Here is a 12,034-nt window from a genome sequence, read left to right on the forward strand (position 1 = left end):
TTCGCTTTAAAGTGCCAGGGGCTGGAATGAACGGCAGAGGGGGATACTCGCTGATCGAGGTCCTGATAGCGATATTCATAACCGGCGTGGTGGCCGTGTCTATATACTCCCTCTACAACACGTTCTTCATCCAGTCGCATACCCAGGACCTGAAGGTGGAGGCGCAGCAGAACGCCAGGGTGGCCCTGAACCTCATGGAAAGGGAGTTCATGAACGCGGGGTACGCGGCCTGCGACGGCAACGTGATCCAGGAGGCGACGTCGACATCGATACAGTTCGTCTACACCGACCCTGAGGAGGACGGGAGCCTGAGCGCCACGGCAGGTCAGTGCCTGAGGGTCATGTACGCGCTCCAGACTCTTGACGGAGTTCAGGTGTTGGTAAGAAGGGCCGATACCGGCTCAGGTAGCGGCTGGACGACCGGCACGACCGAACTCGTGGCCGAGCACGTGGACAATATCGTTTTCACCTACTATGACATCGACGGCAATCCCGCGAACACCTCAACGCAGGCCGAGAGGAACGCCATAAGGTTCGTCTCGGTGAACCTCGTGACCAAGACCAAGTCGGCTGTCCAGGGCATCGGCGCCCCTGCAACCTTCATGTCCGAGACGAATATAAGGCTCAGGAACCTGGGGGTCGGGGCCTCGGCTTACGATACTACCGCGCCAGTGCAGACGACCGGACTCCAGGTAAGGGACCCCGGCATATGCGGCAGGCTCAATGTCAAGTGGACGAAGAACACTGAAGGCGACATCAGGGGCTATAAGGTCTACTACGGCGTCGCGTCCGGCTCGTACGAGGGCGTCGTTAATATCCCCGTGACCGTCCTTTCAGGGAACGAGCACAGTTGCACGGACACCGGAAGCGAGATCGAGTGCACTATAAGCCCCTCCAACCCTCCTCTGGCAAACAGCCCCGCTGACGGGAGCTCGACCACGACATATTACCTGACGGTCAAGGCCTACGACAACGCCCTTAACCACAGCGACCCTGCTGCGGAGGTCTACGGCAACCCTGACCCGAGCAGCTCCGAGTTCGATTCGGGCGCCGACGACTCGACCCTCAACTCCATAAGTCCCGTCCCGGTCACCGGCTTTTCCGGCGCCGACGGCCCCTCTGACGGACAGGTGCTCCTGAGCTGGACCCCGTATGACAGCTCGACCAACCCCGACGTCACCGGCTTCAGGATATACAGGTCCACGTCGCCGTTCACGAGCTATCCCATAGACCATACGGCTTCGGGCATAGACTGGATAGCCGGCGAGCCGGGTAGCGGCAAGCCCGAAGTAGGCAAAAACGCCACGAGCTATACCGACTCAGGGGGCCTTATCGGCTGCCGCATCTATTACTACGCCATAGCGCCTGTAGCCTGCGATACCACACTCCTTACCGACGCCGGAGGGGAGCTCAAGTACGCAAACGACGACTATGACGCGACCTGCGGAGACGGAGAAGAGCCCTGCTCGCCCGGGACGGGCTTTGCGGCCTCCTCAGGCTCGGACACGGCACCGGCAAAGACGACCCCTCCCGGCGCGCCTACGATCGACGCCAGGGCCGGGTGGAAAAGGGTCGCGCTATCGCTTACGCAGCCCTCTGACGCGGACATAAAGCAGACATGCGTATACACCGAGGAGAGCGCAACCTACCCGTTCCTTTCCGACATCGTGAACGCGAGCGGGTGCTACGAGGTGACCCATCCCGGCCAGCTCATACCCGACTCCGGCGGCATATTCACATCGGCTGAGCTTCCGCCCGCGCAGTCCACCTCTTTCTGGCATGATTCCATGGACGTGGAGAGCCCGGCGGAGCCGTCCCTTGCCGAGACGGGCACTTATTCGTACAGGGCGGTCTCCTTCGACAACTGCGGGAACGGCTCGGACATAACCGGCGCCCAGGCAACGACCATACTCTGCGGCGAGGACCCTCCCTCTGGCGAGAAGCCCCCGGCGGTCACGGACCCGACTGTCGGGTGCTGCGCCGGGCCGGTAACGCTTTCCTGGACCCCGGTGCCGAGCGACACCTCATCGCCGTCAAGCGTATCAAACCCTTACGACCTCGCGGGCTATAGGGTAATCAGGGCCGAGGACGCGGCTTTCACCATCGGCGCGCAAATCGTCTCGGGAAGCGCTCCGTTCTGGGGCTCGACATTCAGCGACAGCAGCGTCGAGGAGGGGAAGACCTATTACTACAGGATAGCCTCCACCGACTGCCCCTATGAGAGGGGAAACCCGTCGGACGCGACGATAATAAGCCATGCGAATTCGGGCTACCTCAATTCCGTCACAGTCGGCCCCGTGAGGCCCGGAAAGCTCGACAGGGACGAGAAGACCACAGACGTGCAGGACGACCACAGGGAGGTCCTGACCGGCGTGACAATCGCCGGCGACGGGTCAAGCGCGCCCACTGCAGGTTTTACGCACGACTCGGTCACCATGTTCCTCAATAACACGAGCACCGGCCCGATTACCGTTACAGGCGTGAGCGTTTCCTGGGTGAACCCGGCTGCATATCTCAGGGAGGTGACCATAGGCGGAGGCGACAGCTCCGTTGGCGCCACTACCACGAGCCTTGCCGCCGGGCTTACCGGCGCGTCCGGGACGTCCCCGTACACCAGGGCGGTGACCAGTGCCTCGCTCTCCAACGTCACGATTCCTGGCCTTGAAAACCACGTGCCCATTACATTCACATTCAAAGACTCGGGCGGGAACGCCATTGACATGAGGGACGACCAGTTCCTCATAACCCTTGCGGCAACCAACGACTCTACAGGCTCGTCCTGCTCCTCTTACCTGACTGTTTCCGAGCTGCAGGAGGGAGTTTTCGTTCCGCTCGGCCCGAGCGTGACCGCTACACAGCAGAATAGCCCCATAAACCCCACCTTCGGCTATGCGGTGCCCGGCTCCACGGGGCTCAATACCGTCCCGTCCGGCTCGGACGCGGGAATAGTCGCGGATTCGGGCGTCCAGGTGGCCATATCCGCGAATATCGCAGGAAACACCACCGACGCGGTCACCGGAAACAAGGTGCCGGTCTCATCGGCGACGATCTATTACAGGGCGACGGCGAAAACGGTCACCACGGCTCCCGCCGGAGGCTATACCGCGGTTTCGATGTCGAACGTCGGCGGCGATATATGGTCCGGCAACATCCCCAACTTCGACGGCCAGCGCATCTGGTATTATGTCGTAGGCGCTGACGCTGACGGCAACTGGGACCGCGACCCAGAGATAGCGCACGGCGCGTATGTCTACGACCAGGGCGAGTTCGAACTATGCGCCGTTACGCCGAGCGCGCCCACAGGGCTTGCCGCCACCGCGGTCGGGTCAAGCGTCACACTGACATGGAACCCTGTAACCACTTACTCGAGCGGCGCGGCGGTGGATACGGAAGAAGATGCGATACTCTACCGGATATTCAGGGACGGCGCCCAGGAAGGCTCCGACCAGGCCGGCACGAGCTACACCGACACTGTCCCCTTGAACGGCGTATACAGGTACACCGTAAGGGCGCTCAATTCCTGCGCTGACCCGGGGCCGAACGTAAGCTCTGACTCGAATACGGCCGCGACATGCGTCGGCATGAGCGGGCAGGCGACCATAAGCGTGAGCCCCACCACGATATACAGGGGCGAGAGCTTCACGGTCACTGTAGTGGACTGCCTGGCCCTCAGCACGGGCTATGAGACGACCCTGCAGACCTTGAACGTTGACAGCGGCTTCTCGACGTTCTATGTCAGGAGCGGCGTGCCTCATACTTACACCCCGCCTGTCATTGAAACGGGTGTTGCGACCGGCACGTTCGTAAAGACGATAGAGACCTCGGCCTCTTCGGAGGCCGGGAAGCTACAGACCCTTGCGTCGGATACGATCACGGCATTCTACACCTACGCCTCGCCGCAGACAGCGACCGTGAGCGTGATTGTCGACCCGTGCGCGAATACGCCCAGGGCGCCGGCTTCCCTCTCGGGCTCGAAGAGCGGCCAGAACATGACGCTAAACTGGAGCGCGGTATCGTTCAATACCGACGACACCTCCATAACCGACCTCGCCGGCTACAGGGTCTACGAGAAGGTCTGCAATGACGGGGCCCCGAACTGCACAGGCTCCAGCATACAGAAGGACTGGTTCCTGAGGACGTCAGTCGGCCCGGGCACTACATCGGTTACCCTTAGCGCCGACCAGGGCAACCTTAACCAGAGGATGTACCATTTCAGGGTGACTGCCTTCGATTCGTGCTCCACCCCGAACGAGAGCAGCCCGTCGAGCGTGTGGTATGAATAACATGATAAAACAGGCCGGAAGAGACGAACGGGGCTTTATCCTGGTGCTTGCGCTCGTGACCATGCTGGCCATGACCATAATCGGCCTCTCGGTCATCATGAACATGACGACGGACATGCAGCTTTCCCGTAACGAGCGGGACGCCAAGATGGCGTTCCAGCTCGCCGAGGCCGGGGTGCACGAGGCAATGTCGAGGTTCCGGCTGGCGTCAGGGAACGCGAGATACACAGGGGAGAGCGCCGCTGATGCGGGCTACAGGGACCTGGCCACATGGAACTCCGACGGGTCGAAAGACTTCAGCTCCGGGAACGGCAACGCCGACAGGAGGAGCGCGGACAGCCTTAACTACAACGTAACTGTCGAATACCTCGGCGAGGGCAACCCCGAGGGCTTCTGCGACGGCAATGGCGTGGGCCCTAACACCTCAGGCAACCATTCCGACCCTAATTCGACCACCTGGACCTGTGATAACAGCCCCGAGGAGATAGTCATGTACGGCAGGGACTTTAACCTTGTCGACACAGCCACATTCGTGACCTGGGGCAAGCATCCGGTCTACAAGGTAACTTCCATCGGTACCTCGAATAACATATCGAGGACCGTGGTGGCCTATGTGGGCGCGAGCAACCTCAATACCGATACAGAATTCGGCATAAACACCAACGGTTGCGTAAACGTGTCCGGAGGCGCCGCCGACATCGGAGCAGTAAAGCAGGGGCCGGGCTGCGGCTGCGACCCCAAGATAACCGACGGAGGCGGCTCCTGCGAGCCCAACAAAACCACCGAAGACGACATGAATACCTATCTCGGCGAGGACATATCCGAGATAATCGAGTTCGCCAACGAAAGGCACAGCTGCAAGAACGGCACCTGCAGCGCTCCGGGCGACGACATACCTTCGAGCGGCAAGATAGAGGGTGTTGTCCAGGACTGGGGAGACTACGCCGGGAATACCTATTCCACGATGATATACATAGACAACAAGGGAGGAAAAGAGGTGAGCCTTTCCGGCAACTTTACGGGAAGGGGCATACTCATCGTGACCGGCGACCTCACCTTGAGCGGCACGCTCGCCTACGAGGGGCTTATATACGTCTTCGGCACTGTGACTCTCTCCGGCGGCGGAAGCTCCATGAACGTCTTCGGCGGCCTCATGGCCGACAGCACCGTCTCGGTCAATGGAAATATCGACGTCGTATACGACCAGGACACGCTTAACGACGTCGCGAGGGAGAACTCAAAACCCGCCATAATACTCTGGAAGAGGCTGTAACCGCAAGCTTCATCAAAAAGCAGCCCTTTCCTCAATCAGCACGAGTCCAATCCAGGGGCCGCTGCCGGGCAGTCTGGCAGAGGACCCCTGGATCACCGGCCCATCTCGGCTCTGCTCCCCTCAACACGACCAGGCACCCCGCGCGAAAAAAAAGTAAAAGGGCGGCACCTATTGGCGTCCCCGGGCCGGAATAAAAAAAGTCCTAAACTTATCCGGGTGTGCGCCGATATTATAGTTAATTATGTGCCAATTAGAAGAAATATGTTGACAATTATGGCTCATTGGAGATAGATTGCAGCCAATCCAGCTCAGATTCGTAATTCCCGGTCAGCTAAAGCGGCTCTCCATCGAGACCATCCATACCCTTGTGACTAAAGTGCTTGTGCCATGACGAGAAATAATCTAAAGAAGATACGTGAGGGCATGCTCCTCAGCAAATCCGAACTTGCCAGGAAGGCGGGGGTCTCCCCGCTTACAATAGACAGGATAGAGAGAGGATACCCTTGCAGGCTCGAGACGAAACGGAAGCTCATATGCGCGCTGGGCCTCAAGGTCTCCGACAAGGGCAAGATATTCCTGGACTGACGGGGGTAAAATGAACTTTTCCTTCAGCAAGAAAAAGGACGCCGTGGCATTCGACATCGGCTCCAATTCAATAAAACTTGTGCAGATGAACCGCACCAAGAAGGGCTGGGAGCTCGTGAAGATGGGCATGGCCAAGCTTCCTCCAGAGGCCATTGTCGACGGCTCCATCATCGATTCCATGACCGTCACCAACACGCTCCGCGAGCTCGCGAAGGAGCACGGCGTGAAGGTGAAGGACGCGGTCTCGTCGCTCACCGGCCATTCCGTCATCATAAAGAAGGTCAGCTTCCCGGCAATGACCGAGGACGAGCTGGCGGACTCCATCCAGTGGGAGGCCGAGCAGTACATCCCGTTCCCCATAAGCGACGTCAACATCGACTTCCAGATACTCGGGACCGACGCCGAGGGCAGGGGGCAGATGGACGTCATGCTCGTGGCGGTAAAGCGCGACGTCATAAACGACTACACCAATGTCATAAAGGAGGCCGGCCTGAACCCGGTCGTGATAGACGTGGACTCCTTCGCCCTCGAGAACATGATGGAGGTGAACTACCCGCTCGCTCCCGGCGAGAACATCGCCATGGTCAACATAGGGGCGAGCATCACGAGCATAAGCGTGATACTCGGCGGCATCACCATATTCACCAGGTCCATCCCCATGGGCGGCAACCAGTTCACCGAAGAGATACAGAGGCAGCTTAACATAAGCTTCAAGGACGCCGAGGACCTGAAGACCGGGGCCAGGGAGCCGTCCGAGCAGGAGGCAACTGAGCTCGCGGCGGCGCTGGAATCGGTCTCCACCAACCTCGCGTTCGAGGTCAAGAGGTCGCTCGATTTCTTCCTCGGCGGGGCGCACGGCTCCTATATCAGCAAGATATTCCTTTCCGGCGGAGGCTCCAGGGTCGCGGGCCTGCAGAACCTGATGCAGGAGAAGACCTCGGTCCCCGTAGAGCCGGTCGACCCGTTCAAGGGCATCGAGGCCAACCCGAAGCATTTCGGCCCCGAGGCGCTCAAGGAGGCCGCGCCGCTCTTCGGCGTGGCTGTCGGACTCGCCACACGGAGGTTCGCCGACAGATGATACGCATAAACCTGTTGCCCGTAAGGGCCGCCAAGAAAAAAGAGTCCATACGCCTCCAGCTCACGGTAGCCGGGCTGGCCACCTTCTTCGTCGCAGCCGTCTCGATAGCCGTTTACATCGTCGCCGCAGCCGAGGCGGGCGGGCTTCAGGACCAGATAACCTCCGGCAACCAGGAGCTCAACCAGCTCACGAAGAAGATAGGCGAGCTTTCAAAGATAAAGGAGCAGAAGAGGATAGTAGAGGAAAAGCTCGCAATAATAAACCAGCTTGAGTCCGACAGGACGGGCCCGGTAAGGCTCCTGAGGAACATAAGCGAGGCCATCCCGCAGAGGGCCTGGGTCAAGACGCTCAGGGACAAGGACTACCAGATCTCCATAGAGGGATACGCGTCAGACGACGAGGTGGTCGCGGAGTTCATGAGGGGGCTTGAGAGGGCGGGAATCGGCAAGGTCGAGCTCGAGGTGGCCAAGAGGGAGACGGAAAAGGAGTCCGGCTCCGAGGTGGTGAGCTTCGTTATCCGCCTGGAAAAGGAAAGGCCCGAGAGGGAGATGAAGGCCGACGCAAAAGGAATGGATAAAGGCAAGGCGGCCGGCAGGAAACCCGCGGCCAGGGAGAAAAAATAATGGCCTTTCCGATCAAGATAAACATCGACTCTGTATTAAAGCTCCCTCTCTCGAAGAGGATACTCATACTCGCGGGCGTGAACCTGGCCGTGGCCGGGCTTATGTACTGGTTCCTCATCGGCCCCAAGTACGCAAAGGTTGCTGAGCTTGACTCGGAACTTTCGGCGCTTACGGTCAAGCTCAACGAGAGCAGGCAGATCGCGGCGGACATACCGAAATACCTGAAGGAGAAGGAAGAGATGGAGGAGAAGCTCGCGGCAGCCGTCGCGCAGCTTCCGAACGCGAAGGAGATACCCGACCTCATCGACGGCATAAGCGGGGCCGGCGTCCAGGCCGGGCTGAAGATACTGCTCTTCAAGCCCGACAAGGAAGTCGAGAAGGGCTTCTACGCCGAGGTCCCGGTGAAGATGACGGTCGAGGGCAGGTACGAAAGCCTCTATGACTTCAGCTTCAAGATAGGGAACCTTCCGAGGATAGTGAACCTCGGAAGCCTCGAGGTCGTCTCCCAGGGACATAAAAACCGCGTGCCCGTCCTGAAAACGGACCTGGTCGCGACTACCTTCAGGTTCCTCCCCGGGGATGCAGCCGCGGCAGTGCAGGAGGAAGAGGGAGACCGGAAAAAAGGAGACCGGAAAAAATAAGATGAAAAGGAACCTTTTCATAGCGTTGGCGCTTTTTCTTCCGCTCCTCGCGGTCTCATGCAGCAAGACCGAAGAGGCGGCCGTTGAGAACGCGGCGAAGCCGGCGGCCAAAAAAGAAACTGTAAGGGACGCGGAAAAGGCCGTGCAGCCGTCCGGCGCGGAATCAGGCGGCACAACCGACCTGAGGAACCCTTTCCAGAGCCATCTAATCGCGTCCAGGGGCATCGAAGGCCCGGCCAGGATAAAGGGCCCGCTTGAGTGCTGCGAGCTCAACACTTTCAAGCTCATGGCCGTGGTCGTGGGCTCCGCCGATTCCGAGGGCTTCGCGCTCGTTCAGGCGCCTGACTCGAAACGGTATGTGATCAGAAGAGGGGACACGCTCGGCACGAGGGAAGGCAAGGTGGTGAAGTTCACCTCGAACTCAGTTGTCGTACGCGAGGTCTCAAGGGACGCGGAGGGCAAGGTAAGGTCCTCCGAGGACGTCGATTTCAGGCTGCCTGAAAAGGCTGGCGAATAGATTTTTCCGGAACGTCCGTCCTTCGCCCGGAACCAGGGCGAGGGTCGAGAATGCCGGGCCTATCCCGGCCCTGGCGCAAGCGCTTGGCAGTTCCAGCCGCTCCCAAGGGAAACATAAACGGAGGTTTATATGAGTTTGAGAGATGTTCGGTTGAGGCGGGCCCTCATGGGTATCATGCTCGGAGGCGCCCTGACCGCGGCAGGCTGCGCTTCGACCGGCCCCAAGGATATCCAGGCAGAGCCGGTTTCCGAAGCTGCCGCGCCGGCGGCCTCTGCCGTATCGGTCGAATACATCGACGTGGTCGGAGAGGGGGACAGGGTGCTTATCGGGACGACGGGCCCGGTCAAGTACACAGTCTTCAAGCTGTCTTCCCCGTCGAGGCTGATAGTCGACATGCCGGGGACAGGCCTTGAGAAGGTCGCCAAGACGCTTGCCGTCGGGAACGACTACGTCGGCGAGATAACAACGGCGGCATATGGCGATAACAAGGACATCGGCAGGATAGTGATAGGCCTCAAGGACGGCGTTGGCCACGACGTCAAGTCCAGCGAGAACAGCATACTCGTAAGCCTCAGCAAGCCAGGCGGCGAGGCAGTGGAGGCCGGCGCCATCAGGCTCGCCTCTGCGGACGCCGTCGTGGAAGAGGCCCTTCCTGACGCAGCGGAGCCGGCTGAAGGGCAAGCCGCCCAGGACGCGCCTGCCGCAATCGCAAGCGAGGCCCCGAGTGCGGAGCCTCAGGCGAATGCCGCCCCGGCCAAGAAGGCCACGAAGGTGACCGGCCTTGAGACAGCCGCGGAGGGCGAGAATACAGTCATAAGGGTATTGACCGACGGCATGGCCGGCAACCACAACGCTTTCGTGCTCGCCAAGCCCGCGAGGATAGTCCTCGACGTATGGGGCGTGCGGAACTCCACGGGCAAGGACGCAAGGAGCCTGAATGACAAATACGTCAAGGCCGTAAGGATAGGGAGCTACCCTGACAAGGCCCGCTTTGTTTTCGATGCGAAGGCAGACAAGCTGCCTCCGCATTCCGTAAGGGTTGAAGACGGCGCAATCGTCCTTACAATGGGCCCCGGCGCACTGCAGGCCGCTGCCCCCGCGCCGGCCACGGTAAAGGCGGCGCTCCAGGCAGAACCGGAAACCGCGAAGCCGGTGGAAGCAGCGGCATCGAGCCCGGCGCTTCCGGCGGTCCCGGCAATCTCGACGCAAGACGAGCCTTCATCCGAAAAGACCATATCCCTGAAGGATGAGGCTAAGGGAACCAGTATAGACAGGATAGACTACGCGAGGGTCGGAGACAAGGGAAGGCTCACCATAGCGGGTTCCTCGAAACTCGAGTACAAGACGAGAGAAGGCAGGGACGGGAAGACGGTAGCCCTGGATATCAAGGGGGCCGTCATCCCCGATGCGCTTGTGAGGACGCTCGACGCATCCAGGCTTAAAACGCCGGTCGCTTCAATAAGCTCCTATCAGGACTCGGTAAGCCCGAGCTCGGTCAGGGTGCTCGTAAAGCTCAGGGACAAGGCCGCGTACAATGTCCAGGAGGCCGGGAATTCCCTGGTAGTCGACTTCTCGGAAACGGCAGCCGCAGCGGACAAGGCGGCCCAGGCCGAGCCCGCCGCACCGGTCTCCTCCGAAACAAGCGCGATTTCCCAGGAGCTCGATAAAGAAAAGCGCTACAACGGCAAGAAGGTAAACCTCGACATGATGGACGCCAATATAGCCGACGTCCTGAGGCTCCTTGCCGAGGTCAGCGGCATGAACATCATAGCCTCCGACGACGTAAAAGGGACCATCTCGCTCAGGCTCAAGAACGTCCCCTGGGACCAGGCCTTTGACATCATCATGAAATCAAAGGGCCTGGACAGCGTCCAGGAGGGGAACGTCATAAGGGTCGCGCCCGCGCAGAGGATAAGGCAGGAGAACGAGGCACTGCTCGCCGCGAAGAAAGCCGGCGAGAAGCTCGAGGACATGGAGATCGAGTTCGTGGCCGTCAACTTCGCCAGCGCCGACGAGCTCAAGGACCAGGTGAAGAGCGTCCTTACGGACAGGGGCGAGGTCACGACAGACAAGCGCACCAACACCCTGGTGATAAGGGACATAAGGAAGGGCATAGAGGCAGCCAAGAACGTAGTAACCAGGCTCGACACTCCCATCCCGCAGGTGCTCATAGAGGCCCGCATCGTCGAGGCGTCCTCGAGCTTCGCCAGGGACCTCGGCATCCAGTGGGGCGTCGATTATTCGGCGGGGAACAGAAACCAGTTCAACACGCTCGGCAGCTCCACGAGCTTCGGGTCGGCAGCCCTAAGCCCTGACCGCAACATCACGGCGATAGTCGAGGAGGGCGGGGCGTACCCTATCGAGAAAAAGGAATGGCCGGCCAGGCCCGGCGTGAGCAACTATGCAGTGAACATCCCGGCTACAGGCGCTGCCGGGCCGCTCGGCGCATTCGGCTTCATGTTCGGTAAAATCGGCGCTAACCCGCTCATCCTCGACCTGAGGCTCACCGCTGGCGAATCGCAGGGGCAGCTGAAGACCATATCGAGGCCGAGGGTCACGACCCTGGACAACAGAGAAGCCAAGATAGAGCAGGGCGAGTCCATACCCTTCGAGACCACGTCCGCCGCGGGCACGGCTACGACCTTTATAGACGCGAACCTGAGCCTCACGGTCACCCCGCATATAACCCCGGACGGCAGCGTCCTTATGAAGATAAAGGCCTCGAGGAACTCCCTGGGCACGTTCAGGACGTCCGGCGGGCAGCCTTCCATCAATAAAAAGGAGGCCACCACCGACGTCCTCGTAAAGGACGGCGAGACGACCGTCATCGGCGGCATAGTCATAACCGACAAGAACAACAGCGAGCGCGGCATACCGTTCCTCAAGGACATACCGGTCCTGGGCTGGCTCTTCAAGGCGAAGTCGGTTGCCGACACCCAGACGGAGCTCCTGATCTTCATAACGCCGAAGATATTGAAGGAGAAGACCGTAGGCTAAGCGGCGGCCGTTCAATCGAAACGCGAAAATGCACCCT

Annotated in this window: 8 protein-coding genes; all 8 read left to right on the top strand. The window is 60.1% G+C overall.

The features are described 5' to 3' along the window. Nucleotides 1–26 precede the first annotated feature (26 nt). The 8 genes from QY316_05515 to pilQ all read left to right on the top strand — a co-directional run bounded on the left by QY316_05515 (nucleotide 27) and on the right by pilQ (nucleotide 11,997). Nucleotides 27–4,283, top strand: a complete 4,257-nt coding sequence (locus QY316_05515) for a prepilin-type N-terminal cleavage/methylation domain-containing protein (protein WKZ33854.1) — start codon at nucleotides 27–29, stop codon at nucleotides 4,281–4,283. Then, a complete protein-coding gene (locus QY316_05520; GenBank protein ID WKZ33855.1) occupies nucleotides 4,276–5,556 on the top strand; it encodes a PilX N-terminal domain-containing pilus assembly protein in 1,281 nt (426 codons plus the stop codon). The genes QY316_05515 and QY316_05520 overlap by 8 nt, the downstream gene beginning before the upstream one ends. Nucleotides 5,557–5,943: 387 nt before the next feature. After that, on the top strand, nucleotides 5,944–6,141 hold the full coding sequence (locus tag QY316_05525; GenBank protein WKZ33856.1) for a helix-turn-helix domain-containing protein: 198 nt from the start codon (nucleotides 5,944–5,946) through the stop codon (nucleotides 6,139–6,141). A 10-nt stretch (nucleotides 6,142–6,151) separates the two neighbouring features. Then, nucleotides 6,152–7,219 carry a type IV pilus assembly protein PilM gene (gene pilM, locus QY316_05530; protein ID WKZ33857.1) on the top strand — a complete coding sequence of 356 codons (1,068 nt, stop codon included), beginning with the start codon at nucleotides 6,152–6,154 and terminating at the stop codon, nucleotides 7,217–7,219. After that, nucleotides 7,216–7,842, top strand: a complete 627-nt coding sequence (locus tag QY316_05535) for a PilN domain-containing protein (protein ID WKZ33858.1) — start codon at nucleotides 7,216–7,218, stop codon at nucleotides 7,840–7,842. Before pilM ends, QY316_05535 begins: the two co-directional genes overlap by 4 nt. After that, nucleotides 7,842–8,483, top strand: a complete 642-nt coding sequence (pilO, locus tag QY316_05540; protein WKZ33859.1) for a type 4a pilus biogenesis protein PilO — start codon at nucleotides 7,842–7,844, stop codon at nucleotides 8,481–8,483. The genes QY316_05535 and pilO overlap by 1 nt, the downstream gene beginning before the upstream one ends. 1 nt (nucleotide 8,484) lies before the next feature. Beyond that, nucleotides 8,485–9,000: a pilus assembly protein PilP gene (locus QY316_05545; protein ID WKZ33860.1), complete on the top strand. Its 516-nt coding sequence runs from the start codon at nucleotides 8,485–8,487 to the stop codon at nucleotides 8,998–9,000. A gap of 165 nt (nucleotides 9,001–9,165) precedes the next feature. After that, nucleotides 9,166–11,997 carry a type IV pilus secretin PilQ gene (pilQ, locus tag QY316_05550; protein ID WKZ33861.1) on the top strand — a complete coding sequence of 944 codons (2,832 nt, stop codon included), beginning with the start codon at nucleotides 9,166–9,168 and terminating at the stop codon, nucleotides 11,995–11,997. The last annotated feature ends 37 nt before the right edge of the window (nucleotides 11,998–12,034 follow it).

The sequence above is a fragment of the Thermodesulfobacteriota bacterium genome, assembly GCA_030583865.1.
In the GTDB taxonomy this organism is placed as follows: domain Bacteria; phylum Desulfobacterota; class GWC2-55-46; order GWC2-55-46; family GWC2-55-46; genus UBA5799.

Excerpts from the sequence above, each read along its gene's own strand:
- QY316_05515 (WKZ33854.1), top strand. The coding sequence starts at position 27 with ATGAACGGCAGAGGGGGATACTCGCTGATCGAGGTCCTGATAGCGATA.
- QY316_05520 (WKZ33855.1), top strand. The coding sequence starts at position 4,276 with ATGAATAACATGATAAAACAGGCCGGAAGAGACGAACGGGGCTTTATC.
- QY316_05525 (WKZ33856.1), top strand. The coding sequence starts at position 5,944 with ATGACGAGAAATAATCTAAAGAAGATACGTGAGGGCATGCTCCTCAGC.
- pilM (WKZ33857.1), top strand. The coding sequence starts at position 6,152 with ATGAACTTTTCCTTCAGCAAGAAAAAGGACGCCGTGGCATTCGACATC.
- QY316_05535 (WKZ33858.1), top strand. The coding sequence starts at position 7,216 with ATGATACGCATAAACCTGTTGCCCGTAAGGGCCGCCAAGAAAAAAGAG.
- pilO (WKZ33859.1), top strand. The coding sequence starts at position 7,842 with ATGGCCTTTCCGATCAAGATAAACATCGACTCTGTATTAAAGCTCCCT.
- QY316_05545 (WKZ33860.1), top strand. The coding sequence starts at position 8,485 with ATGAAAAGGAACCTTTTCATAGCGTTGGCGCTTTTTCTTCCGCTCCTC.
- pilQ (WKZ33861.1), top strand. The coding sequence starts at position 9,166 with ATGGGTATCATGCTCGGAGGCGCCCTGACCGCGGCAGGCTGCGCTTCG.